The following is a 25,425-nucleotide window of genomic DNA, read 5'->3' as shown; positions in this document are numbered from 1 at the left end:
TGATTTATTCCGGAATCAAGACCTGTAAAGATGTTTTTAGCTGTACGCGAGCTTTGGCTGGAACATTTTCTGTAATAATACACCCAGGCCCTATGAATGCATCATCGCCAACGCTTATGCAACCTAGCACACTTGAAAACGCGCCTATTTGCACTCGACTGCCAAGTTGAGGGTGGCGCAGGGCCAATGCATTCGTACCTATACCCCGGGCACCCAGGGTGACACCTCCGAGAATGTAACAGTCCGCGCCAATCGTGCAGGTTTCGCCAATCACGGTGCCAACGCCATGGTCGATAATCAATCGAGCGCCGATGCTACTATGGAAATGAATTTCTGCACCGGAAAGCATTTTTCCCCGCTTGGAGACAATGGCAGCTAGCGAACGCATGAGTGGCGTGGAGCGTTTCGCTGCATTGAGGTATATCCAGCGGGCTAATCGATAATGCATCACTGCTGCATAAGATGTATACGTCCTTGCAATGAAGATCGGATCACAACCCGCCGCAGGGTCCTTACGCGCGAATGCAAGTAAGTCTTCGTTAGCCTGCTCGGCAACGCACTCAATAAGGGGTGTTTTTTTAAGCGCGTTCAGTTCATCAATTGAGCAGCACTCCAGCAAGGCAGCAGCGATGAGGTTTTTCACTAACTGGAGTGAATCTTGGTCGGGCGTTGCAGGACGCGCCCAGGTCAAGTCTGATTTTATTTCCATAGTAATTAGCAACTCGATCAGTTTTCCAATCGCGATTTATTCTGAATATGCATTCTTTGATGTGAGCACCAGCAAATCCATTATTCCACTTGCATGCTCAAAGCGGGCGCACAGTTAACATGATTTACCGCTAACTGTTAGATTATTTTTCTATCAATTCCCCTGCTTTTCCTGAAATCCGTTGAAACCCTTTAGTGTCGCGCTAGCTGTCAGAATCAGTAGAGTAATCAGCTATCTATGACAGGGCTTCCTTAATGGCAAAAAGCTACGAATTCAAACACCCACTCGGGGCTTCAACCTCTGGTCTGCTCTATACGTTTTTGTACATCAGGCCATCCATGAAGGCTGCGGCTGCCGTACTCCCTCACCAATCTCCTACCTGGCGTAACAGCGGCGGCTTTGTCCAAGGAGCTCCGCGCCTGTTTGCCCCCCTTGGTAAGCAAAGGTGGAGGATATGAAGGCCTGGAGCATCTTAGCTACAGCCCTATGTGTTATCCGGACCGTGAACGTTGTTGCACCCTTTTATTCTGTGAAGAGCTAGAAGCCTCAATGACCTCGAAAACCTTTCATAACGAGCTTGAGCAACGCCTAAAAGCAGGCGAGTGGTCGCCCGGACAACGCATGCCATCTATAAGGCAGGTTGTCTCAGCAGCGCGGGTAAGCTATCACAATGTCGTGTCGGCCTATGCTCGCCTGGTAAGTGAAGGCATGCTTGAGGCCCACCCTGGCCGAGGCTATTACGTGAGCAGAGGGTCAGGGCTACTCCCTGACGTGCGCACAACCGAATGCATGATCAGCGATCCGCTCTTTAAACTTTTACAAGGAGAGGCGCATTACTTGAAACTGGGATGCGGATGGCTACCGCCTGCTTGGCGTGACTCCGAACTACTAGCCAAGGCCATTCGTCGTACGGCGCGGTTGGAGCAGCGCTCGCTGGCCGATTACGGTGACGTCTCCGGATATTTACCGTTGCGCAGGCAGCTATGCGTTTACTTGAAACGTGTCACCCGTATTGATATCCAACCAAGCCAAGTGCTTACAACCGTAGGAGCAACACAGGCTTTGGACCTTGTTACACGGTTATTGATCCAACCGGGAGATCACGTATTCGTAGACGAGCCAGGCAATGGCAACCTGATCAAGCTGATCCGGTTGGCCGGAGGGCATGTAGTGGGAGTACCGCGGACTCCAGACGGCCCAGACACCTCCGAGATGGAAAGGTACCTAGCTGGACACGAAATCAAAGCTTTTTTCTGCAATAGTACTTTTCATAACCCCACCGGCGGCAACATCAGCCCCGGCAATGCTTTCAAAGTCTTGTGCCTTGCCGCCAAGCATGATTTTCTGGTTGTCGAAGACGATGTGTATGGCGATTTTAGTCCCGTCGTTCGTCGAACCTTTGCCGAATTGGACAATTTGGAGCGCGTCATTTATATCGGCAGTTTCTCTAAATGCCTTTCTGCATCATTACGGGTGGGCTACATAGCCTGTTCACAAACTCTCATAGAGCCGCTAACGCGCTTGAAGCTATTAACCTGTGTCGCGGTTCCAGCGTTTTGCGAACGGTTTATCAATACTATTTTGGCCGATGGCACCTACGTAGGGCATATGAAAGAGGTTCAACAGAAGCTGATCATGCACCAGACGCAGACGCAGCGGCTATTACGCACAAACGGCTGGCGATTCGATATTACTCCGGAGAGCGGAATGTTTATCTGGGCCTATCATCCCGACCTTCCTGACTTGCAGTGCTTCATAAAGAAACTGGAGCAAAAAAACATCCTGTTAATGCCAGGTTCGGCGTTCTCAGTGACGCTAGATCACCGGCGTTTTACGCGTATCAATTGCACGTATTTCTCCGATACGCTAGAGAAACACTTCTCAGTGTGATCGCTATACGCACTCAACAATCGCACGCCACCCCAGTACCGGAAGTGCGCCCACTGTCGCTGTCACGTGCCAATGGGAGCCCTTCGTCCAGCCAGCCGGTCACGCCGCCGATCATTTCCTTCACCGCGTACCCCAGCTGTGCCAACCGCACGGCGGCCTTGTGTACGCCATTGCAATGGGGCCCGGCGCAGTACACGACAAACAGCGTGTCGCCCGGGAACGCGGACAGGCGCTCGGCCGTAAGGGTTCGGGTAGGCAGGTTGATAGCCCCCGGCACGTGCCCCGCTGCAAAGGCTGCAGGGTTGCGCACATCAGCTAGCACGTAATCAATGTCGCCCGCCTGCTGGCTGTGGTAGACATCCGAGCAATCGCTTTCAAAGCGTAAACGGTTATTAAAGTGCGTGAACGCTTCAGCCGGTGAGGCGGCAGGAGTTTGAGAAATCAGGCTAGGCATTGTGCAGCGCTCCTTGGGCATGGCTGTGGCATTACCTTAGCGTTGTGGCATGCCGTGAGGCAGAGGCTCACTCGACATTAACCGGTAGTTTTACGCCAATAGGCTTTACCTAGGGCGGCGGCAGACGGGACGTGCTCTGCCGCGGCTTCACAGACAGCCCAACGGCTAAACGTTGTGCTCAGCCGTCATTGCCTTATGAAAGCGCCCACGCAGGCGAGTGGCTTCCAGTTCCGTTTCCAGTAGCATGCCACGCAGGTCCCGGTAGCGTGTGGGCGCCTCGTCGAGCAGATGATGGGCCAATGCGCGATGGCGCTGCTCTAGCGGTACAGGTGCCTCGTCATACGGCTTGCCCATTTGCACCGCAATGAAGCGCCCGATCCGCTCACTGCACTGGTCTTCATTTCCCGGTTGGTCGAGGCTGTAGCGCAAGTGCGTCAACTGCCGGTACAGCAGGTCGTCCTGCTCCAGGTCCTTGTCTAAGCCGACCAGCACATCGCGTAGTTTTCGACCATCTTCCAGCGATAGTCCCCCCTCCCCCTGCACCTTGACGGCAGCATAGGTGCGCAGTTTGATGTCCAGCCGCTTTTGCACCATGGCCAAATGCGGGTCGAGCATGGCCTTCATCATGCTCCCTGGCTCGCCAGCCTCGTTCTGGGCAAACCACTGCGCCACATGGGTTTTGCTGAGCGCGGTACGCTGCGCGTTCCAAGTGTCGCGGCTTGCCTGAGTTGCACGTTTAACGCTACCGCTTGCCAATGAGCTGCCAAACGCTTTGGCCGCTGACAGCCTGGCAGCGGTGTTTTCCTTGCGCTGGGTAAGCTGGGCTTTGACGCGCTCACGTTTGCCGGGCTTTTCCCCACGCTTTTCCCGTGTAGCCTCGGTATCAGCGGTGTAGGTATAGCGGCCAGTGAAGCGTTTGCCGGTTTCGCCGGAAATACGCTCAAGCAGGTCCTGGCGGCAGGCTTCGCGGTGGTAGAGGTGCTGGTGGAAATCGGTCCGCAGCTCAAGGCCTGCCAAAGGCCCGGACTGGGTGTCATTCAGGCACAGCAGGTCAGCGCTGGCAAGAAAGTGGCGGTCCAGCTCCAGGTCGTCTTTCTTGAAATACCCTTCATAGCGGTGATGGCGGCCGTGCCCGGATAGAAACTGGTGGGAGCTGGCACCCATCATTGCGCCACCCACGGCCCCCAAAGCGATCACAGTGCCAAGCGTGGCGGGTTCGGCCAGGGCCACCGCACCGGCCCCAACGGCCGCTACCATGCCCACCTTGGCCAGGGTGCCGGCCGTATAGATGCCGCTGCCCGCCAGGAAGCCTTTGTTCCAGTCTCGGTAGTTGTCGTAGAAGCGCTGGTGCTGGTTGAGCTTTTGTTCGAGAAAGTCGCCGTAGTGCTTCAGTGGTCCTGTGCGCTGCGCTTCACTTAGGCCCTGATGGGCGCAGAGTGTTTCCTCCCTTTCAGCCCTGAATGCTTTGGCCTTGGCCGCTGACTTGTGCACCATGTAAGCGCCCAGGCCCACGGCGCTGCCGGCGGCCAGCGGACCAAGCGCAAAGGTTCCGGCAATGCCGGCGGCAGCAGTGGCCGCTGCTGGCCCCGCGGCACCACTGGTTGCGATGAACGCCGACTTAGCCCCGGTTTCCAGCCCTACCTTGGCGGCGATGGCTGCGCCGGAGGACAGCGAAAACACACCCACCTTCCCACCATCGGCGTTTTGCTGCTGGGAGAAAGCCAGTGCGTCCAATTGCTGTTCCACCTGCAACCGCTGAATACCTTCCGGACCTTGTGTTCCACCGCTCTGCACAGGCTTGAGTTGATCCAGGCGTTCAAGCAACTGCGCCTTGAGCTTACCCAAACGCTTGTGCTCATGGCGTGCGCCGTGAATTTCTTCCACACCGGCTTTCATGGCCAGCAGTGAAAACGGCAACAGTGCCCCGCCGACACTGACGCCCATGGCGAAATCGGCTACGCCATGTGGAGTGCCCTGCTCTTTGACCCATTCCAATGGGGCATGAGCCAGGGCCTGTGCCTCTTCACTGAATTGCTTGGCCACTTCCTGGCCGCCCCCCTTCATGGCCTGTACCAGGTAGCTGATCGCGGCATAAAGCCCATGGATGGCCTCGTCCACGTCCACCACAATGGCGCCGCCACCATGGTCATGGCCGTGGCTGTGCCCTTCCTCATGCACGTGGGCCGCAGGGGCTGCGGCCTGTGGGCCCTTCCACACGGCGTGCAAGTCGTCTGCGCCTCGCAGAACGCTCTCGCACGCCCCACGAAGCGGCCAATCCCGAGGCGCTTGTTCAAGCAGCCGGTGAATGTCCTCAGCCAAGGCAACGCTGCGATTAAGGGCATCAAGCCCTTCTTCCACTAGGGGCTGCTGCCCGCACGCCCTGGTCGCAGCGTTTACAGGGCGAGGGCGTTGAAGGTCGGCCCGGCGAGCATTGATCAATTTGCCCAACGCGAAGGCCAACTGTCGCGAGTGAAGGTTGCGTGCCCATTCCGCACCCAAGGCCGTGCCCAAGTGGGCCCCAAGGGTGGTAAAGCCTCGCACCTGATCGAAGGTGGCCTCGCCAGTGTGGGCAACGCCCGAGCTGGTGGTGGCTTCGAGGGTGAGCTGGGGGGCTTGGCCAGGGCGGTCGATATGGTGGTTGAGCCGCTGAATGAAGTCGGTATTTGAGGTGAGGCGCATGGCAGAGAACTCCAGCCAACAGGGGCATGAGATGCAGTTAGCGAACACCCCTATGTTGTTACTGTATAACATATAGTTCCATTTCCCTTTCGCAGGGACTTAGCTAGGTACGCCTGGAACACCCGTGCTTAAGCTGTGGCAACGGGGTTGGAACCAACCCCTGAATCCCGACCACACACACCGCGCAAACGGTAACAATTCTCATTAATAAGTAGAAGACGCCCGTTGTGCACGTGGTTTTGCCTATTTCCTCTAGGCCATTCAGGACGACACATGAGCATCAAAGCCATCAACCAACTGCTGCACTCGCTGGGCCAGCGTGACCGCGTCGGCAACCTTGCCTTAGGTAACAACGGCTGCGCCGGCATGGCCCTGGCGGACGGCACGTCTCTTTATTTCGAATGGAGCGAGCCGCAGCAAGCCCTTCACCTGTACACGCCTTTGAGCAGTCACGGGCGGCTGGGCGCCACCAGTGTGGACGAAACAAAACTGTACCGGGCCTTACTTGCCCTGAACTGCCTCTCAGCAGGCCCTGTTATGGCCATGCATCCCCGACACGCACAGGTCTATCTCCAGATGCGGTTTTCAACCCACGAGCTGGACATAGAAACCCTTGACGCTGCCATCAATGAATTGACGGCCTGCCGTAATAGCGCGCGTCAGCACTTGGCGAGCCAAGGCCTGCGGTTGTGACAGCCGTATTCATTCAAGGAGATGCGTTTTGACTTACACCTTTAACCTGGCACGCCTCGTACGTGCCCAGCCTACCGAGGTCAATGACACTGAGCTTGGCCATCCCCTTATAGGCGCATGTGCCGAACCCAGCGAGCCCATCGCCGAGGCCAGCGGCACTCGCCGGCTGGCAGCACCCTCTTCCAGGGTAGGTGCTCAGTTGATAACCGGCAGTATTCAACGCCTGAGCGACGCCGCCGCAAGCGTGGGCCAATGGCTACCGGCGATTGGGCGACAGCACGCACCCTCCTATCGCCCGGTAGGCGATGAAGTCGATCTTGAGCTGGCTGAACGCCCGGCTACACCGGCACAGGCCGCCGCCAGCTATGGCGAGCTGGATCACGCGCTTAAACAAGATGTGGATGACGTGCTGGCCAACAGCTTCAACTGGCACAAAGCCGGAACCGAAACCGGCAAGGCGCTGGCCCGAGGGGCCGTGGCTGGCGTGGCCGTATATGGGGCTTACACCGCAGTGGATGCGCTGATCCAGGCCAAGGCACCACGTGACCAGCAGGGCACTGCACGGGGCCTGACCGCCATGGGCATGCTCACGCCGGTATACCAGGAAGGCAAGGAGCTGCTCAATGGCGTGCGCGAGGCCGTCACCACCAAGGCCAAGCTCAGCTACCCCGAAGCCCTGGAAAAGACCCACCTGCGGCGCCAGGCGCAGAATGCGGCTTACCTTAAGACACTGCCCGAACACATCCAGACCAGTTGCCGCAAGATCGATATCTTCCTGCTACAGGCCTTTGCGGCGGCCAAAAAAGGCGACAAGGTCAATTACGGGCTGATCCGAGGCATGATGCATTGGCGGCAGGACTTCATGATTGGCCGGCCCATGAAAACGCAGGAGGTCCAGGCGGTCAAAACCGACGCTGGCCGCGCTGACCTGCTGGCCCGCATGCAGCACCAGTTGAACCGTTACCCCCCGGAACTGCGCGACAAGCTCAGCGGCTTCACCTTGGGCATTGCCGCGCGCTCCCTGGAACGTGAGCTGCCACCCGAATACAAGGCCGACGCCGGCTTCAACATGCTTACCCTTAAAGACAGCGACGACTGGCACCGCTGGGCCGAAGTACCCTCGGTGAACAAGCAGATGATGATGTTGGCAGGTGCTCCCGGCACGGGCAAGAGCCGCTATGCCGAGCATGTGTTGCCCGAGCTGTTGGGCCTGCCAGTACAAAGCCTGGTGATGCCAGACAAACAGGCCGGGGGTATCAATGCCCTGATGGCCAAGGAGTGGTCCGCCCTGGAGCAGGACGAATTCGTCACCGCCGACACCGATGCCATGGGCAAGATCGGCCTGCTGCTCAACCGCGCCAATTGCACCAACCCGATCCTGCTGCTGGACGAAGCCGACCTCGACGACATGGATGGCATCAAGCGCCTTACAGACCCCAGCCGAAAACAGCTGGAAGCCATCGCCCTTGAAACCCTGCTGGATTTTTCCAACGTCACTATTCTCATGGGCACCAATGCGCTGCGCCGAGGCGCCAACACGCCCGTGGACGGCGGTGCTGGCGAACTGGAGCCGGCCCTGGCTGACCGCTTGGAGATGGCGGTGTTCGAGGGCACTGATGCCCTCACCAAGCGGGAGGCAGCAGTGAGTGCCTACCACGGCTGGGCGGGGATGTATTGCCTGCCGGTCAAAGATGGAGACGGTGCCCTGTTGGATCGTGGTCAGCAAAACCGCCTACAGGGGTTATTCAAGGGCTGCCTGGATTACATCGTTGAATCGCACCACGACAAAGCGAAGATCCCAGGTGCGCGAATGCAGGTACCCGTGGCGTCCGTGGTCAACTTTATTGCGTGGCGCCTGATGGGCGAAAAACATGGGCAAATGCCACCGCTGCAGCCCCACCAGATTCGCACCTACATTGACCAGTTCTACAGTTTGCGCATGAGCGGACCACGGCAGCAGCCTGCCGCTGACCAGGACCTGGAGACGGTCGCGGAATCCTCACAGATGGCCGAGCAGCGGGCGGCCCAGCTACGCGATCACGCCCAGCATTAAGTGCGGCTGCCATGAGCCATTAAAACCACAGCCAGGAAGCGGGTGCGTTACTTGCCGCAACGCTCAGCGCCCTGGCCTTACGGACCTTCCCTCCCCCGGCGCCCACGTGCGCTCACCTCTCCCTTTTCGACCGGCGGCCCGCCCCCATCTCGCACTTGCGTCATGCCTGGTGTAGATTTCGAAATGCCATTTCATAAATACAAAAAACCGCCGCGAGACAGCGGCTCCAGGAAGGCCAATGAGCTTTTTTCCCGCCCCGCCCATCATTGAAACAACCGTGTTCACCCGGCTACCGGACCGCTACCGCCAGCCCCGCCGTACAGCTTGGGCAGATGCCAACCGGCAAGGGCGAATGATCGATTCGTTTCTCGAAGGCCCCTCTTTTGACCGGGACGGCAACCTGTATGTCACCGACATCCCCTACGGGCGGATCTTCAGAATCAGCCCTTCAGGCGATTGGGACCTGATCTGCCAATACGATGGCTGGCCTAATGGCCTGAAGATTCACCGCGACGGCCGACTATTCATCACCGATTACAAGCGCGGCATCATGGTGCTGGATGCACGCAGCGGTGAGATCAGGCCGTACCTGGAGTCGGCGGGTTCAGAAGGCTTCAAGGGCGTAAACGACCTGGTGTTCTCCCCTACAGGCGACCTGTACTTCACCGACCAAGGGCAAACCGGCCTGCAGGACCCCTCCGGGCGGGTGTACAAACTGGACAGCGGCGGCACCCTCACCTGCCTGCTCAACAACGTGCCCAGCCCCAATGGCATTGTGTTCGACCCGACGCTCAACCACCTGCTGATCGCCGTCACACGGGCCCAGCAGGTGTGGCGCATTCCCCTGGGCAACGGCTCGATCATCGGCAAGGTGGGCCTGTTTGCCCAACTGCACGGCGGGCTGGGCGGCCCGGATGGCCTGGCCCTGGATGCAGACAGCAACCTGTACGTAGCCCATACCGGTTTCGGGTCGGTATGGCGGCTTTCAAAGGTAGCCGAGCCCGTTGCCAGGCTGGTGTCGTGCGAGGGCATCAGCAACACCAACCTGGCCTTTGGCGGCCCTGGTGATGCCACGCTTTACATCACTGAATCCGAGTCCGGTTCGATATTGAAGGCACCTGCCCCGGTCGCGGGCCTGCCGATGTTCTCCCACAGCTGATGTTTCCTCACAGCTGACGCCCCGTGTTTCGACAATAACCATAAGAGAGTCGACCATGACCCAAGACGTGACGCTACTTCCCGCGCTGACAGACCAGGAAGGCGAGCAGGTGCTACGGCGTGTGCTGCTGCGCATCGTGCCCTTTATCTTCGCGTGCTACGTGATCAGCTACCTGGACCGCACCAATGTGGGGTTCGCGGCCATCAGCATGAACAAGGACCTGGGCCTCACGGCCACGATGTTCGGCTGGGCGGCGGGCCTGTTCTTCATCGGCTACTTTATGTTTGAAATCCCCAGCAACCTGCTAATGCAGCGCTTTGGGGCGCGTATCTGGATCGCCCGCATCATGATCACCTGGGGCCTGATCTCCATGGGCACAGCGTTCGCCACAGGCCCGGTGAGCTTCAGCATCATGCGCTTTTTGCTGGGCTTGGCTGAGGCCGGCTTTACGCCAGGGGTGTACCTGTACTTTACCTACTGGTTTCCAGGCAAATGGCGCGCAAAAGCCACTGCAGCATTTTTGCTGGGGATTCCCACGGCCAATATCTTCGGCTCACCGCTGTCGGGCTGGTTACTGGACATGCACGGGGTACTGGGCCTGAAAAACTGGCAGTTTCTGCTGGTGGTCGAAGCGCTTCCAGCGCTGTTACTAGGGCTGGCCTGCCTGTTCGTGCTGGTGGACCACCCGGCCAAGGCCCGGTGGCTGACAGACCGCGAAAAGGCGTGGTTATCCGACCGCCTGCGCCGTGAGCAACTCACCATCAGTGCAACCCATGGCAGCAGCCTGCGTGGCGCGCTGACCAACCCCAAGGTGTTCGTGCTGGCCGCCATCAACTTCTGTTGCATCGTAGGGTCCATCGGCATCGGCCTATGGATGCCGCAGATCATCAAGAGCCTGGGCATGGCAAATGCCACCGTCGGGCTGGTCGCCACCCTGCCCTATATCCTGGGCGCGATTGCGATGACGGTGTGGGCCCGCCTGGCCAACCGGTCGCAACAGCGCCTGCCCTATGTGGTAGGCGCATTGGCGTTCGCCGCGCTGGCCTTGGTAGGCGCCGCCCTGGCTGAGGATCCGGTGCTGAAGGTCGCCTGCCTGGCGGGCACGGTAGCCAGCATTCTGGCGTTCCAGGCCACGTTCTGGGCTATCCCTTCTACGTTTTTAACGGGCCGTGCGGCGGCGGGCGGCTTGGCCTTGATCGTATCCATCGGCAACCTAGGCGGGTTCGCCGGGCCGTTCCTGATCGGGATGATCAAGGATGCTACGCAGTCGTTTTCCGCACCGTTCTACGCGGTGGCTGCGGTATTGCTGCTGGGCACATGCCTGATGCTGTGGCTGGGAGACCCGGCGCGCGAGCAGCCTGTGATGTCAGGCACCCGTCAGCCCAAGGGCAATGTGGCGGCTCCGTGAAGGCGAGAGACGTGACGTATCGATAGGCCAACAATAATCGCCCGGCGTTGCCTTCAAGCATTGGCCGGGCGATTGAGGCACATTGGAGCGGGTGGGATTAGCCTGCGAACTCGCAGCCTTTCTGCTTGAGCGATTCCAGTACCCAGGCACGGCTGTTGGTACCTTCGGCAATCTGCTGCATCTGCTTGAGCTCGGCCTCATGCTTGGCAGCGGCTCGCCCGTACACGGCCTCCACATGGTCGTAAGGCACACACAGCAGGCCGTCGTCGTCACCGATCACCAGGTCGCCGGGTTCTATGACCATGCCGTCGATGGCAATGGGTACGTTGATTTCCCCTGGCCCATCCTTGTACGGGCCGCGATGGGAGATACCGGCTGCAAACAGGGGGAACGTACCGGCGCCGATGCTTCCAGCATCCCGAATAGCCCCATTGATCACAATGCCAGCTACGCCACGTTTCTCGGCATAGGCCACCATCATTTCGCCAATCAGCGCATTGCTCAGGTCCCCGCCGGCATCCACCACAATGACATCGCCGGGCTCGGCGATATCGATGGCGTAATGCAGCATCAGGTTGTCGCCGGGCCGGGCCTTCACGGTCAGTGCTGGGCCCGCCAGCACGCCCTCACGGTGCATGGGGCGCAGGCGGGCCCCACCGGCGGTCATGCGGTGCATGGAATCGCTCACATTGGCGACAGGCACGTCGCGGTAGCGCGAAACCCACTGTGCGCTGACTTTACGTTCGGCTTTGAGGACGCGGAATCCGATAGGCATGGGCTTTTCTCTTGAAGTTATAGGGTGCCAACGAGCCAGGCTCTGGTTTTTCAGAATGGCATTTCATTTATATCACATCAAGCACCTTACGCTTGGTTTTATACGCCATTTGTCACTGAGCAAACTTGTTTGTTGAAATGGCATTTCATTATGCTAGGTTAAGGTACAGACCTACCGGTGGCCCAGGTGAGCCCTGGGCGCGCTGCCATAACAACAAGGTGAACACCCATGACCCGCAAGATATTGATCACTGGCCCCGCGCTTACCCAGGACGCCATGCAGCATGCCGCGAGCCTGGACATCCAGATCATACCCACCACCCCCTACCTGCCCGCCGACGAGTTGGTTGCCATCATTGAGCAGGAACAGCCCGATGCCATTATCGTGCGTCAGGGCAAGCTGACGAAAGCGATGATCCAGGCGTCTTCGGCGCTCAAGGTCATTGCCAAGCACGGGGTGGGGTACGACAGCATCGATATTCAAGCCGCCGCAGAGCATGGGGTGCCCGTCACCATCGCCATGGGCGCCAATGCACAGTCGGTTGCCGAACACGCCTTCGCTTTGATGTTCAGCGTGGCCCGGCAAACAGCGGCCCTTGACGCGCGCATGCGCCAAGGCCACTGGGACAAAGCCACGGCCAATGGCATGGAGCTGTCGGGCAAAACGCTGGGCTTGGTAGGGTTAGGCGCCATTGGCGGCATTCTAATGGACCTGGTCGCCCCGCTACGGATGAAGGTCCGGGTATACGACCCCTACCTGCAAGCCTTGCCCGCGCGCGACCACGTAGAACGCGAAACCAGCTTCGAACATCTGGTAGAAGCCTGCGATGTGATCAGCCTGCACTGCCCCCTTACCGAGCAGAACCGTAACCTTCTGAGCACTGAGCAGTTCCAGCGCATGCGCCCCAATGCCATCGTGATCAACACCGCACGTGGCGAATTGATTGATACCGCTGCACTGGTTCACGCGCTGCGCACCGGCCAAATCGCCGGTGCCGGGCTTGATACGTTCCACCCTGAACCCCCTGCTGCAGACAGCGACCTGTGGAGCTTGACCACTCTGGTTGCGACGCCTCATGTAGGGGCCAACACCACTGAAGCCCGTGATCGGGTGGGCCTGCTGGCCGTGCAGCAGGTGGTGAGCCTGTGGAACAACCAAGCGCTGGACCCACGCTGCATCGTCAACCGGCACCTGCTCTAGGCCTCTGCCCTTACGCCTGAGTCAGCTCCACCTGCTGCACGCTTGATCTCCAGCAAAAACAACTATAGGAGAACACCATGGCCCTACAACAGGCGCCCCACACCATCAGCGAACTGGAGCGCACCACCATGCGCCGCGTCGCTTGGCGGCTGCTGCCCTTCCTGATCCTGTGCTACCTGATCGCGATCATCGATCGCGGCAACATCGGGATGGCATCGCTGCAAATGAACAAGGACCTGGGCCTCACGCCCGCCATCTTCGGGTTCGCCAGCAGCCTGTTCTTCGTGTCCTACTTTTTGGTTGAAGTGCCCAGTAACCTGGCCTTGCAGAAATTCGGGGCCCGAATCTGGATTGCGCGAATCATGATCACCTGGGGGCTGGTCTCGGCAGGTACGGCCTTTGTGCAAGGTGCCAACTCGCTGTACGTGATGCGCTTTCTGTTAGGCGCGGCAGAGGCAGGTTTCTTCCCAGGGGTGCTCCTTTACATGACCTACTGGCTGCCTTCTGCTTACCGTGGCCGCATGGTTGCCATTTTCATGGTCGCCATTCCCGGAGCCAACTTCATCGGGTCTCCCCTGTCTGGGCTGTTGTTGTCCCTGGATGGGTGGATGGGCATGCGGGGCTGGCACTGGCTGTTTCTGCTCGAAGGCATTCCGGCCGTGCTGTTAGGTATCGCTTGCCTGTTCGTGTTGACGGACCGGCCTGAACAGGCGAAATGGCTGACCACTGAGCAACGGCAATGGCTCACCGGCCGGCTGGATGAGGAGCGCCAGCGCAAGGCCAACATCGGGCACCTGTCCTTGTGGAAACTGCTCAAGCACAAGGACATCTGGGTCATGGCCCTGATCTATTCCGGCGCCTCGGCGGCGGGCAGCACCATGAGTGTATGGGCGCCTCAACTGCTCAAGACCTTCGGGCTGACCAACCTGGAAATCGGCCTGGTGAATGCGATTCCCTACGGCATCGCGTCGGTGGCGATGATCCTGTGGGGCCGAAGCTCTGATAAAACCAACGAACGCCGTTGGCACACGTCTGCAACGCTGCTGCTGATTACGGCTGGGCTGCTGCTGGCCTTGGTCACCTCGTCACTGCCTGCCACCGTGCTGTTGCTGACCATGGTGCTGGTAGGGGCCTACTCCATGAAAGGCCCGTTCTGGGCGCTGGTGTCCAACTGGCTGTCGAGCACTACTGCAGCGGCGGGCCTGGCGGCTATTGGTGCACTGGCCAACCTTATCGGTGGCGGCCTTATGGTCAACACCTATGGGGCCATTCATGAGGCTACCGGCAGCTACGCCATCGCCATGCTGCCGCTGGCTGTACTGTGTGCAGCAGGCGGGATCGCCGTGCTATTGATGGGCCGCCCCGCCAGCGTACGCAAGCCGAGCACCCTGAGCCCCTTAAGGCCGGCTGATGGGGTAATGCAGCTTGCCCTGCAGCACACCTAGCGTTTTTTACCGGGAGTGGCCCACTACGCTTTGGCCCACTCCCTTTTTTATAGTCCAGGCCACCCGCCCTGTGCCGGGGTGTGGCGAACTACGACCGGAACCCCGCCCCCATGCCGACCACCCGCCGCCACTTTGTTCTTGGCGCCGCCTCTGCAGGCGCCCTTGTTTCACTCAACGCCCTGGCCAGCTATCGGTTCTCTAGCGGAAACGACCTGTCTACCCTGGTGCCGCCGCCAGGCAGTGTGGATTGCCACATGCACCTGTATGACGATCATGTGCCTGCCGCACCGGGGGCCACCTTGCTTCCTCCCAATGCGTCTTTGGAAGACTATGGCCAGATACAGGCACGCCTTCACCTCAAGCGCATGGTGATCGTTACGCCCTCCACTTACGGCACGGATAACCGCTGCATGCTCGAAGGCCTGCGCAAGGCAGGCGGCAGCGCGCGGGGAGTGGCGGTGGTGGACGGGGCCGTGTCGGACGCTATCTTGCAGGCCATGCATGCTGAGGGTGTACGGGGCATTCGCTTTAACCTGAGTTACGGCGGCGCCAGCCTCGATGACCTTGAACCCTTGGCGGCGAGGGTCAATGAGCTGGGCTGGAACGTCCAGGTCGTGGCGCCCGGTACTCAACTGGTGGACCTGGAACACCGGCTGGCCCGGTTGCCATCGCGGCTGGTGATTGACCATATGGGCCATGTCCCACAGCCCGAGGGCACAGCGTCTGCCGCCTTCGCCACCCTTACCCGGCTTCTGGACAACCAGCGCACCTGGGTGAAGTTGTCTGGCCCCTATATCCGCTCCAAGGAAGGCCCGCCCCGCTACGCGGATGTAAGCCAGGTGGCGATGGAGCTGGTGCGTATCAACCCACAACGGATGCTATGGGGCAGCGACTGGCCTCACCCCACTGTCCCCTCAAATAAACCCAACGACGCCGATTTGCTCGACCTGCTATTGCAGTGGGCGCCCGACGCACAGCACCGTGAACGCATACTCAGGGACAACCCGGTGGCCCTGTATGGGTTCACATGACCTTGGCGGAAGCGTCGTCAGGGGCAGGCTGGCGCTCCATGGACGGCCTACCTCCCAAACTACGCGTAAGGTCTTCGGCAATCTCGACAAAGGTGTCGCGCAGGCTGTTTGCATACTCGGCCGTTAACCGGGTAGAGGGGCCTGACAACACGATCGCCCCTACCAGTTCTTTCAACGGCCCGTAGATGGGCAGCGCCATGGAGGACGCATGGGGGTCTGTGGCACCATTGGAATAGAAGGGCTCCAACCCCTCCACAAAGCGGCTGTAAGGGGTACGCAATGCTTCGGCACTGGCAGCCTTGTCCATGGGGCGCATGTCACCGGGCTGCAGGTGCAAGCGTAGCCGGTGCGGGGAGTTGACCCGGTACTGGCACAGCCGGTAGGCCCCGTGACGTACGTAGAATGAAGCGGTTTCCCCTGTTTCATCCGTAAGCCGATGAAGCCTGGGCACCACGTGCCTTTCCAGGTCCAGTGCATCCTGGTACACCGCATTCAGCCGCATGACCTCACTGGCAAGCATGTACCGACCATCTGCCAGGCGCGTGATAAAGCCATGGGTTTCCAAGGACACCATCAGCCGCATGATAGTGCTCTTGACCAGCCCGGTGCGCTCGGTGAGTTCCACCAGGCCCAACGCCGAATCCCCCAGTTTGAAAGCACAAAGCACGGTCAGCACCCTGTCAGCTGAGGCGACGCCGTTGAGTGCGGGACGGGGGCGGGTCTTGACCATCGATAGCTCCAGGCAGCAGCAGGCAGGATCGCAAAGGCTGCCATTATCCGATAGCACTGGGCGGATAGCTACATAACGCGCGCCCTATGCATCGGCGCGCCTGTTTTCCTGCTGCTCCTTGAGCGCATCGAACGCCTGCTGAGCCTGTTCCACTTGCTGTTGATGCAGCACCGACCAGTTGAACAGTGCCGCAAAAGGCTCCTGTAACGACCGCCCCAGTGGGGTGATGGAATATTCCACCGCAATAGGTGATGAGGTGATCACCCGCCTGGCCACCAGCCCGTTTCGCTCCAGCCGCCGAAGTGCTTCGGTCAGTGCCTTGTGGGTAATGCCACCCAGCCGTCGCTTGAGCGCGTTGAAACGGGAAGGCTCAGTGCACACCACGGTGAGAATAAGCACCGACCATTTGTTCGCGATCTGCTCCAGCACCGGGCGCGTGGCCAACACCTGGGCACAGAGGTGGTCGGGCATATCAGGCATCTGGGTTTCCATGGGTATACCTAGGCTCTTCAAAGTGCGTAATTGACACTTAGTATACGAAATATATCGTAATCATCCGTGCATCGTGGAGGATGACCCATGGCTAGGTTGAGTGGAAAAACAGTGCTGGTAACTGGCGGTAACAGCGGGATCGGCTTGGCAACGGCCAAGCGCTTTATCCAGGAGGGGGCACGGGTATTCATCACCGGTCGCAACCCGGATTCTCTGAATAACGCCTTGGCCGAATTGGGCGAACAGGCGCAGGGCATACAGGCGGACGTGACCCAGCATGAGGACGTGGGCCTGATTGTCCAGGCCCTCGAACAGGCCGCAACTTCCTTGGATAGCCTGGTGATAAGCGCCGGTATTTCCGAATGCGCGTCGCTGGCCGATACCACGGCCGAGCATTTCGACAAGACCTTCAATGTGAACGCACGCGCACCACTGCTCATCCTGAAAAGCGTGTTACCGCTGATGCCCCAGGGCGCCAGCGTGGTATTGGTAGGGTCGATCGCCGGCTTCATCGGTACCCCAGGGTATGGCACCTATGGGGCGAGCAAAGCCGCGCTGCGGGCCTATGCCCGAACCTGGACAAACGAACTGGCCGACCGGGGTATTCGGGTAAACGTGGTAAGCCCAGGCCCTATTGATACGCCCATGATGGCGGCAGCATCTGACGAGATCAAACGGTCGCTACTGGGCTTTATTCCCCTCAAACGCCTGGGCAAACCTGAAGAAGTGGCCGCCGCCGTGCTCTTCCTGGCCAGCGACGAAAGCAGCTTTGTGGCAGGCTCGGAGCTGTGTATCGACGGTGGTATGGCACAGGTGTGACTCAACAGCCTTATCGAGCGCTGGAACGCCCGCCGCCAGGCTGCGGGCGTTTAAAGGCAGCGGCAATTACCTGCGGGCACGCCCAACTTCAAGCACCCTGCCCCTACGTGCTCTGCCAAGCCGCAGCCATTTGATCGTTAAAGTCCTTGAAAAACATTCCATAAGCGCCGTTCTGTTCGGCATAACGCAAGGGCTTGACCCGCTCTACCAGAATTTCATCCGCCTCAGGCGACTGTTGGAAAATAGCCATAACCTCTTCGATGAACGCCTTCAACGGCATGGCCTGAGGGTCATTGGCCTGGTGTTCACCCGTTAATTCAGTTTGTACATAAGGCGGTGCCAGTTCGTGAACACGTACAGGGGTGTCTTTGAGCTGGTAACGCAGCGACTCTGTGTAGGAATGCAAACCCGCTTTGGTGGCGCAGTAGCTAGGCGTAAGCGCCAGTGGCAGGAAGGCCAGCCCTGAGGTCACCGTTACGATGGTGGCATGGGGCTGTTTAAGGAAATGCGGCAGTAGCCAACCGTCCAGGCGAATGGGGCCCAGTAGGTTGGTAGCCACCGTGTCTTCAAGGGCCGTAGCGCCTTCGCGCAAGGATTCTGTACGCATGATGCCCGCGGAATGAATCACCCCATTCAAGCGTGGATAGCGAGCGATCAAGTGCTCGGCCACGCGCTGGGTGCCTGCCGCATCGGTGATATCGAGCACTACGTGCTGCAGCCCTGGAGTGGCCTCCACGGCCTGCTTCAAGACCGACTCGCGGCGCCCGGCGATAATCACCTCGTTGCCCAAAGCCAGGAACGCCTTGGCCAGTTCATAACCAATGCCGCTGCCGCCACCGGTCACCAGAAGGGTATTGCCTGTTGTTTGCATGGGGGTTTCCTGTTTGAGGAGGAACGATACGCTCTGTGCCGAGCGACCTGAGCTACCATAGGTTTCTTTGCCGCAGCCGAGAAGTACGCACCCAAAAGTGCCCTACTTACCGCCAGGAAACCAAGCCCATGAACACCCCGTTGAAACCCGCTTCACGCCCTCCGCAATGGCCCCACGGCCACAACAAGGCCGACCCGCAGCTGGATCAATTGGTGCGTGAGGTCATCAGCCGTATTGCGGACAAATGGACGATGCTGGTGATCGAAGCCCTGGCTGAACAGGGCTGCCTGCGGTTTACCCAGCTGGCTGCCGAAGTGGGCGACGTCAGCCAGAAGATGCTGACTAAAACGGTACGCCAGATGGAAGCCGATGGGCTGCTGCTGCGAACCGTGTACCCCGTGGTTCCACCGAAGGTGGAATACCGGCTTACCGAGATGGGCATGAGCCTGGCCGAGGCGTTTTGCGGCGTATGGTTATGGGCAGAGCAGCACCGGGAGACCATAGAGGCGTCACGCAAGGCCTACAAGGTGCAGGTTGAAGCACAGGCGAGTTCGGGGGCGGTTTAGGCCATGGGTGCCGATAACCGCCCCTTCGAACAACGCCCGGCTTCCGGGTCATACTTTAGATGCGGAAGCCACCCACCAACCGCTGCAACCTCACGGCCTCGGCCTCCAGCGCCGTGCACGCGGCCAGTGTGGCCTCCAGGTTATCCACGCCCTGCTGGTTCAGCAGGTTGATTTCGCTGATATCGACATTCAGTGTCTCAACGACCGAGGTCTGTTCTTCGGTGGCGGTGGCCACCGATTGGTTCTGCCCGTCGATTTCGCCAATGCGCTCGGTTACGTTGCCCAGGCGCTGGCCGGCCTGTTCGGCCACCTCCATGCTGTGAGCGCTCTGGCGCTGGCTTTCCTGCATCAGGGCCACGGCGTCGCGTGAGCCGTGTTGCAGCTCCTCGATCATCTGCTGGATCTGCTGCGCCGAACTCTGGGTACGGCTGGCCAGCGAGCGCACCTCATCAGCCACTACCGCGAAGCCACGGCCGGCCTCACCGGCACGGGCCGCCTCGATGGCCGCATTGAGCGCCAGCAAGTTGGTCTGCTCGGAGATCCCTCGGATCACGTCCAGTATCTGGCCGATGTTAGCGGTCTTGCCGTTAAGGGCTTCGATGTGTTCGCAGCTGGTGCCGATTTTGGCCGACAGCGCTTGCATGGCCTGCATCGCCTCGTCGAGTACTTGGCGGCCTTCCTCTCCCTGGGTGCGGGCGATACTGGCCTCGCCTGAGGCGTGAGCGGCATTGCGGGCGATTTCCTCGGCGGCAGCGCCCAGCTCGTTGATGGCCGCCGCCACGCTGGTGGTGCGTTGCGCCTGCATATCGGACTGTTGCATGGACGACTGAGAAGTTTCGAGCACCCGTCGGGTGCCCTGGCTCAGCTCGCCGGTACTGTGGGCAACATCGCGTATGGAAGTATGGATACGCGTCACGAACTTGTTGAAGGCCTTGGCCAGGGCGCTGAACTCATCACGGCCCGTTACCGGCAAGCGACGGGTCAAGTCGCCTTCGCCTTCGGCGATATCATCCATGGCGCGGGTGAGTTCATGCAGTGGGCGCAGCAGCACGCGAATCAACAGCCCCAGCAGCAGAATAATGGCCACTACGGCAACCAGCGTGGCCACGATGGCCAGGTTGCGCGCTTGAGTGACAGGGGCGTAGGCCTTGGCCTGGTCAATGGACAAGCCCAGGTACCACTTCACCGAGGGCAAGCCTTGGACGGGTGTAAAACTCACCAGGCGCGCATCACCGCCTTGGGTGGTTTCGTGGAGCCCCTCCCCCAGGCCAGGCGTTTGCTCGGGGAACACCTCCTTGAGGCTTTTGAGCACCTGGTCGGCGTGGCTGCTGACCAGGACCTTGCCATCGCCATCGACCAGGAAGGCCTCACCCAGGCCACCCACGTTGAGCGAGGTGATGATTGCCACCAATGCAGACAGGTCGAGGTCTCCCCCCACTACGCCGGCCAGTTGGCCCTCACGTATCAGGGGCGCGGCGATGGTCACGCCCAGCTGTTTGGACGAGGCGAAGATGTAGGGCGGTAGCAGTACCGTCGTGCCGGCCGCAGTGGCTGCCTGGTACCAAGGGCGTTTGCGTGGATCGTAGCCAGCCGGAAGCGGCTGAGCGGGCCGGTTGGTGAAGGTGCCGTCTGCGGTACCCAAGTAGGTGGACTGGAAGCTGCTGGTGTAGACCTTCTGCTCAAGCAGGCCGACCAGCTGTTCGGGCGAGCTGTCCCGCGCCAGGGCCTGGGTTTCAGCTTCGATAAGCTTGATTCGCGCGTCCAGCCAGTAGGCAATATTACCGGCGGTGACACGACCGGTTTCGGAAAGGTTGGCCCGCAGGCTCTGATCGATGGCTTGGCGCTGCAAGTAGGCATTGAAACCTGCGGACGCAGCGAGGGCGATGATAATGACGATGGCGGCGACGCCGAGAATCTTCTGGCTGAATTTGAGCTGTTTGGTCATGGTGCGCCCTGAAGCGTAGAGCAAGCTCGCCAATACATGGCGCGATAATGACCTGTCGGCAGCCGTTTGGTTTTCTTGAGAAACCTCCGATGTAGAGCATCTGGCCGGCCCTTGTGGGCGGTTTACGGCGAACACCCCGTGGGCTTGCCTACCTGAGCGATAGACAAACCCACGCCCACGCTAGGTGATCAAGCAGTGTGTAAGGGCGTGCCGGCAGGTACGCCCACCAGCTCCACTGCTTGATGCGTGTCTGCTACCACTGGCGTATTGGCTACTACCAGGTTCTCGGTACTGAACGTCTTCGCAACATTCCCTTCCAGGCTGATCTCGAAACGATGGTCCTGGGCATCGGCATCGAAATCCTTCAGGTACGTGCGGTCGGTCCCCTTGGCATAGACCAGTTTCAGCGTGCCATCGGTGCCGTCGCCCAGCCCGGTATAGCCTAGCGCCGCTACGTCAACCTTATCCTGCGTAGTGTCGAACCCCTTGATCAGGTCGTTATCACCACGGACGCTATCGTTCTTGTCCAAGTAGCGGAAGGTATCCGCCCCTTTTCCGGCTATCAGCACGTCGTCGTCACCGTGACCGATCAATATGCCTCCCTCGCTACCGGCGATGAACGTATCGCGGTAGTCATTGCCGGTCAGGGTAGCGTTTTCTCGGTCAACCGTTTTATCACCTGCAAAGATGAAGCGGTCCACATCCAGCAGGCCGTTAACGCCGCTGTCATAGGTTGTCAGGTGCAACATAAAACGGTTGCCCTGCCCATCGGCCTCAAATGACTGCACAACCACCTGCCCTAGCGCTTTGTCGAAGGTATAGCTCAAGGTGCCATTGTAACCGTCCCCTAGCCCTGTGAAGCCCAAGCGGGAGACGTCCAGCAGGTCGCTGCCAACCTTGAAGAAACTCACCAGGTCCGTGCTAGCGGTGCCATTGGCATCGTTGATGAAGCTATCGCTGACCTGATCGAACTGCACCGTGGTGCGAGACTGGCTAGCGTAGACCGTGTCCGCCCCGGCACCGCCGTCGAAGGTATTGGCATATTTGGCCGTAGAGATGACGTCATCGCCGTCGGTGCCGGTGACATGCCACTCCTTTTCACTTTGAAAGTAAGGAAACCTCGCGCCCGGTGCGATCGTGTAGTTGAGCGCGAAGTTGCCCGTATTCAGCGCCGAGTGATCGCCCGCCAGGCGCACTTCGAACGCGTTGCCGTTGGCGTCCTTGTCCAGTGAATAAACATAGGTCACGTCTTCCTTGGCATCGTAACGCACGGCCAGGTCGCCATTGCGCCCATCGCCCACCCGTTCCAGGCCCAGGGCGGTGAGGTCGAGCACGTCGCTGTCATCGCTGAAGTGTTCGATCAGGTCAGAATGCGAGCCGGACGCGTCGTAGTAGCTGTCGGAAAGCGCGGTGTAAACGAACTGGTTGCGTGAAGAAAGATATACGCCGGGGTGCGAGAGCAACGTGTCGGCGCCCGCACCACCGATGAAGGTATCAGAACCGCCCAAGCCGGTGATCGTGTCGTCGCCGGCGCCACCGATCAGGATGTCCCGCTTGGCGGTGCCAGTGATGGTGTCGTCACCGCTGGTACCGGTGAAGGTGGTGTAGACAGGACGGTTGATCTGCTGAATGTCATCGTCATTTACAGTGGGCATGGCAGGGCTCTTTGATATACGAGGGGTGGCCGAAAGCGACTACCGTGCATGCGAGTGGCCAGGGCGCGCGCTGCTGCTCAACGGGTTTTGCCCGCAAAAAGGCTAATTAGTTCCTGGTACCGGCGGGCTGGCCTTTCGGTGCGGCACATGCAGGCCGATGGCCGGTACGGAAAAACCTTGCCGAACCACAACTCATGTAATACTGTAAAAATGTACAGTATAAAACCTGAATTCACCTGACGCCGCCTCCGAGCGGTTTTGACCGGCTATTTGCGGTGACACTATGTCCTTTACCATTCTCGGCTCCCTTGCGGCCTCTACCATTCCCCTCCCGCTGTTCGCCTGCCGCGTTCCTGCAGGTTTTCCTTCCCCCGCTGCGGATCACTTCGAAAAGCACATTTCCCTGGATGAGCTGTTCGACATTCGTGCCCCGCACATCTACCTGGTGAAGATCGAAGGCGACAGCATGAACGGCGCCGGCTTGTTTACGGGTGACTTGGTGATTGTGGATCGAGGCCGCGAAGCCCGGCATGGCGACATCGTGATTGCGGCGCTGAACGGGGAACCGGTATGCAAGCGCCTGCATCATAAGGGCCGTGAATTGATTCTCCAGTCTGAGAATGCGGCCTACCCAGCGCGCTACATCCTGGAAAGCGATGAAATGACCATTTGGGGCGTGGTTCGCTACAGCGTGCGCGACCATGCGTACGCCTGAACCTACCTTTGCCCTGGTGGACTGCAATTCGTTCTATGCGTCGTGTGAACGGGTTTTTCGGCCTGACCTGGCCAAGACACCGATAGTCGTGCTTTCGAACAACGATGGGTGTGTAATTGCGCGCAGCTACGATGCCAAGCCCTTCGTCAAAATGGGGGCGCCCTACTTCCAGATCAAAGACACGCTGAGCCGGCACGGCATCAAGGCGTTCAGCAGCAATTACGCGCTGTAGTAAGTTACGTGGAATGCTTTTTGGCCCAGGGCATTATTGCCCTGGTCTGGAGGCCAATCCATGGCACACACGAAACGCTATCCAGCCGTGCTGGCCCGCTACCCCAGCGCGCTGCAATGGCTGGAGATTCTGCACAACCTCGGGCGTGCACCGGCTACGCTTGATGCCTATGCACGCGGCCTCGCCCATTATCTGTATGCCTGTGAGCAAGCAGATGTTGAAGCGCAAGCCGCCACCTTCGAACAGGTGACTCGCTATATCGGCTCGCAGCTACCAGGCCAGCCCCAGGCGATCGCCAATGCCACCCTCCAGCAGCGCCTGTCAGCCATTCGGCTTTGGTATGACCATCTGGTGCTGCTGGAGCAGCGCAGTCACAACCCGGTACCGCGTGCCCAATATCGGTCGGGTGACCCAGGCTCAATGGGTTACGCGCGTGGCCTGGTGCCTCGGTTGGTCAAACTGCCGCCGGTTCCCATCGATGCCGATTGGCAACGCTTTCTGCGCATAGCTCAGGCCGGGTCGCTGCGCGACCGGCTCATGTTGGCCTTGGCCTATTACGGCGCTCTGCGCCGAGCCGAGCTGGTCGCGTTGCGCATCGAGGACCTGGATGTGGCCCAGCGGCTCATCCAGCTGCGCGCCGAAACGACCAAAAGCCGCCGCGCGCGTGTGGTGTGTTACAGCCCGGCCATCGCCTCGCTGCTGATGGCTCATCTGCACGCACTGCGAGCCGCTGGCTGGCGAGGCGGAGCGTTGTTTCGCTCATGCTCGGACCGTAACCACGGCCAGCCTTTGAGTGGCTGGACCTGGAGCAAAACGGTCGCAGCCTGGGCAGCGCAGGCCAAGACCTCGGGCATCAGTACCCACAGCTTTCGTCACCTGCGCCTGACGCACCTGGCGCGGGCTGGCTGGAAGCTGCATGAGCTCAGTACCTACGCGGGCCACCGCGACCCCAAGACCACCGTGGCCTACCTGCACCTGTCCGGCGCCGATTTAAACGCCAAGATGGCTCTGTCGATGGCCAATCAGGATGAACGGCTGGCCGCTATTTTGTTTGCAATCTAAGGAGGATGACGATGAAAACCTCAGTGCCCAATGCGCCTGTTAAGCCCGTCGACTACGTACCCTTCGAAGCCAGCCAGTATCCATTGCCCGAAGCGATTTCTATTGCGCAGCGTGAGGCTATCCGCACAATACGCCAACGAGTCGACTGGGCGCATTTATCAGCACACGTTCCCGAGCTATTTTATCCGCTTCGAGACATTGCCCGCCGCAGCAGTACCTCGCAGGAGTTCGTCGTGCGCGCCATTGCCCGCCTGCTGAAACACGTCTATGAGTGCCAGCGGCCCTATTGGCTCTGGTCCGAAGCACAATGGAGGGTCCACCTGACCGGGTCTAGCCTGGCGGCCCGACCGTACCTGACGGCCGTTGCCTACCATCTGGGCCCTATTAGTCAGCCGCAACGGCTACCATACGCCCGCCAACCCAGCGTCTATGCCATGACGATTTTTGGCGAGGTGTTCGTCAAACAGGAATTGGCGCGCCTGCAATCGGTGCTGGTAGCGCTGGGCTATTCGGCCAGCAGCCAATCGCGGACCCTGTCCAAGGTATTGGGCTTGCTGATGCTGGAAAATGGCGACCCTCGCCTGGAAAGCTTTACTGCAACTCTGTTGCGCCAGGAGCAGGCCAACCGCACTGAAAGCATCTCCCGCAACATCGGCATGGTCTCGCATGGCCTGGCCGCGTTGGGCATCATTGAACGGCCATTACGGATGCGTAATTACGTCGGTTGGCGCGAAAAGAGTACCCAAGGGATTGATCCCGAATGGGTGCATTGGTGTAAGCGTTGGCGTGACACCTCCACTCTAAGGCCCAGGACCAAGGAATCCACCTATAGCCTGATCCTG

The 25,425-nt window shown here is 59.6% G+C and carries 21 protein-coding genes and 3 pseudogenes; 14 read left to right on the top strand and 10 right to left on the bottom strand.

The genetic code is table 11. From position 1 onward, the window contains the following. Positions 1 to 4: 4 nt before the first annotated feature. Positions 5 to 709, bottom strand: coding sequence for a serine O-acetyltransferase (locus HBH25_RS20560; RefSeq protein ID WP_168085803.1), 705 nt, complete (start codon positions 707 to 709; stop codon positions 5 to 7). 549 nt (positions 710 to 1,258) lie between these two features. Here HBH25_RS20560 and HBH25_RS20555 point away from each other — a divergent pair. Next, a complete protein-coding gene (locus HBH25_RS20555) occupies positions 1,259 to 2,599 on the top strand; it encodes an aminotransferase-like domain-containing protein (protein WP_168085802.1) in 1,341 nt (446 codons plus the stop codon). A gap of 13 nt (positions 2,600 to 2,612) precedes the next feature. Here HBH25_RS20555 and HBH25_RS20550 read toward each other — a convergent pair whose 3' ends face one another. Next, positions 2,613 to 3,053, bottom strand: a complete 441-nt coding sequence (locus tag HBH25_RS20550; protein WP_168085801.1) for a rhodanese-like domain-containing protein — start codon at positions 3,051 to 3,053, stop codon at positions 2,613 to 2,615. A 165-nt stretch (positions 3,054 to 3,218) separates the two neighbouring features. Next, positions 3,219 to 5,732, bottom strand: a complete 2,514-nt coding sequence (locus tag HBH25_RS20545) for a hypothetical protein (protein WP_168085800.1) — start codon at positions 5,730 to 5,732, stop codon at positions 3,219 to 3,221. A 273-nt stretch (positions 5,733 to 6,005) separates the two neighbouring features. Between HBH25_RS20545 and HBH25_RS20540 the strand changes: the two genes are divergently transcribed. From HBH25_RS20540 to HBH25_RS20525, 4 genes are all read left to right on the top strand, one after another. Beyond that, positions 6,006 to 6,425 carry a type III secretion system chaperone gene (locus tag HBH25_RS20540; RefSeq protein WP_168085799.1) on the top strand — a complete coding sequence of 140 codons (420 nt, stop codon included), beginning with the start codon at positions 6,006 to 6,008 and terminating at the stop codon, positions 6,423 to 6,425. Between the two features lie 28 nt (positions 6,426 to 6,453). After that, on the top strand, positions 6,454 to 8,478 hold the full coding sequence (locus tag HBH25_RS20535; RefSeq protein WP_168085798.1) for a hypothetical protein: 2,025 nt from the start codon (positions 6,454 to 6,456) through the stop codon (positions 8,476 to 8,478). 238 nt (positions 8,479 to 8,716) lie between these two features. Beyond that, complete coding sequence (locus HBH25_RS20530; RefSeq protein WP_168085797.1) at positions 8,717 to 9,637, top strand: SMP-30/gluconolactonase/LRE family protein; 921 nt, start codon at positions 8,717 to 8,719, stop codon at positions 9,635 to 9,637. Between the two features lie 55 nt (positions 9,638 to 9,692). Then, entirely contained in the window at positions 9,693 to 11,045 is a 1,353-nt protein-coding gene (locus tag HBH25_RS20525) for an MFS transporter (protein WP_168085796.1), read from the top strand. A 97-nt stretch (positions 11,046 to 11,142) separates the two neighbouring features. Here the strand turns inward: HBH25_RS20525 and HBH25_RS20520 are convergent, their stop codons facing one another. Beyond that, on the bottom strand, positions 11,143 to 11,820 hold the full coding sequence (locus tag HBH25_RS20520; protein WP_168085795.1) for an RraA family protein: 678 nt from the start codon (positions 11,818 to 11,820) through the stop codon (positions 11,143 to 11,145). 228 nt (positions 11,821 to 12,048) lie between these two features. Between HBH25_RS20520 and HBH25_RS20515 the strand changes: the two genes are divergently transcribed. The 3 genes from HBH25_RS20515 (at position 12,049) to HBH25_RS20505 (ending at position 15,496) form a co-directional block, all read left to right on the top strand. Further along, entirely contained in the window at positions 12,049 to 13,020 is a 972-nt protein-coding gene (locus tag HBH25_RS20515; protein WP_168085794.1) for a hydroxyacid dehydrogenase, read from the top strand. Between the two features lie 77 nt (positions 13,021 to 13,097). Beyond that, positions 13,098 to 14,465 carry an MFS transporter gene (locus HBH25_RS20510; RefSeq protein ID WP_229631988.1) on the top strand — a complete coding sequence of 456 codons (1,368 nt, stop codon included), beginning with the start codon at positions 13,098 to 13,100 and terminating at the stop codon, positions 14,463 to 14,465. 110 nt (positions 14,466 to 14,575) lie between these two features. Next, positions 14,576 to 15,496, top strand: a complete 921-nt coding sequence (locus HBH25_RS20505; protein WP_168085793.1) for an amidohydrolase family protein — start codon at positions 14,576 to 14,578, stop codon at positions 15,494 to 15,496. On the opposite strand, the gene HBH25_RS20500 is transcribed toward HBH25_RS20505, so the two are convergent. Both HBH25_RS20500 and HBH25_RS20495 read right to left on the bottom strand, forming a co-directional pair. Next, complete coding sequence (locus HBH25_RS20500; protein WP_168085792.1) at positions 15,489 to 16,226, bottom strand: IclR family transcriptional regulator; 738 nt, start codon at positions 16,224 to 16,226, stop codon at positions 15,489 to 15,491. The genes HBH25_RS20505 and HBH25_RS20500 overlap by 8 nt on opposite strands. Positions 16,227 to 16,310: 84 nt before the next feature. Further along, on the bottom strand, positions 16,311 to 16,706 hold the full coding sequence (locus HBH25_RS20495) for a winged helix-turn-helix transcriptional regulator (protein WP_168085791.1): 396 nt from the start codon (positions 16,704 to 16,706) through the stop codon (positions 16,311 to 16,313). A 99-nt stretch (positions 16,707 to 16,805) separates the two neighbouring features. Between HBH25_RS20495 and HBH25_RS20490 the strand changes: the two genes are divergently transcribed. Continuing rightward, positions 16,806 to 17,537: an SDR family oxidoreductase gene (locus HBH25_RS20490; RefSeq protein WP_168085790.1), complete on the top strand. Its 732-nt coding sequence runs from the start codon at positions 16,806 to 16,808 to the stop codon at positions 17,535 to 17,537. Positions 17,538 to 17,640: 103 nt separating this feature from the next. Here the strand turns inward: HBH25_RS20490 and HBH25_RS20485 are convergent, their stop codons facing one another. Further along, on the bottom strand, positions 17,641 to 18,408 hold the full coding sequence (locus HBH25_RS20485) for an SDR family oxidoreductase (protein WP_168085789.1): 768 nt from the start codon (positions 18,406 to 18,408) through the stop codon (positions 17,641 to 17,643). 128 nt (positions 18,409 to 18,536) lie between these two features. On the opposite strand from HBH25_RS20485, the gene HBH25_RS20480 reads away from it, so the two are divergent. Continuing rightward, on the top strand, positions 18,537 to 18,974 hold the full coding sequence (locus HBH25_RS20480) for a winged helix-turn-helix transcriptional regulator (RefSeq protein WP_168085788.1): 438 nt from the start codon (positions 18,537 to 18,539) through the stop codon (positions 18,972 to 18,974). Positions 18,975 to 19,029: 55 nt separating this feature from the next. On the opposite strand, the gene HBH25_RS23845 is transcribed toward HBH25_RS20480, so the two are convergent. From HBH25_RS23845 to HBH25_RS20470, 3 genes and pseudogenes are all read right to left on the bottom strand, one after another. Continuing rightward, positions 19,030 to 19,779, bottom strand: coding sequence for a methyl-accepting chemotaxis protein (locus HBH25_RS23845; RefSeq protein ID WP_420708523.1), 750 nt, complete (start codon positions 19,777 to 19,779; stop codon positions 19,030 to 19,032). Positions 19,780 to 19,887: 108 nt separating this feature from the next. Beyond that, a pseudogene (locus tag HBH25_RS23840) lies at positions 19,888 to 20,919 on the bottom strand (HAMP domain-containing protein); the annotation flags it as partial. Between the two features lie 188 nt (positions 20,920 to 21,107). Next, positions 21,108 to 22,574: a M10 family metallopeptidase C-terminal domain-containing protein gene (locus HBH25_RS20470; RefSeq protein WP_168085786.1), complete on the bottom strand. Its 1,467-nt coding sequence runs from the start codon at positions 22,572 to 22,574 to the stop codon at positions 21,108 to 21,110. 283 nt (positions 22,575 to 22,857) lie between these two features. On the opposite strand from HBH25_RS20470, the gene HBH25_RS20465 reads away from it, so the two are divergent. From HBH25_RS20465 to HBH25_RS20450, 4 genes and pseudogenes are all read left to right on the top strand, one after another. After that, entirely contained in the window at positions 22,858 to 23,289 is a 432-nt protein-coding gene (locus HBH25_RS20465; protein WP_168085785.1) for a LexA family protein, read from the top strand. Then, positions 23,276 to 23,518: pseudogene (locus HBH25_RS20460) on the top strand (Y-family DNA polymerase); the annotation flags it as partial. The gene HBH25_RS20465 and the pseudogene HBH25_RS20460, both read left to right, overlap by 14 nt. Before the next feature lie 63 nt (positions 23,519 to 23,581). Then, complete coding sequence (locus HBH25_RS20455; RefSeq protein WP_168085783.1) at positions 23,582 to 24,583, top strand: tyrosine-type recombinase/integrase; 1,002 nt, start codon at positions 23,582 to 23,584, stop codon at positions 24,581 to 24,583. 5 nt (positions 24,584 to 24,588) lie between these two features. Next, positions 24,589 to 25,425, top strand: a pseudogene (locus tag HBH25_RS20450) (hypothetical protein); the annotation flags it as partial.

This window comes from Pseudomonas quercus, assembly GCF_012033695.1.
GTDB classification, from domain to species: Bacteria; Pseudomonadota; Gammaproteobacteria; order Pseudomonadales; family Pseudomonadaceae; genus Aquipseudomonas; species Aquipseudomonas quercus.
This window is presented reverse-complemented; position numbering and strand designations above follow the sequence as displayed.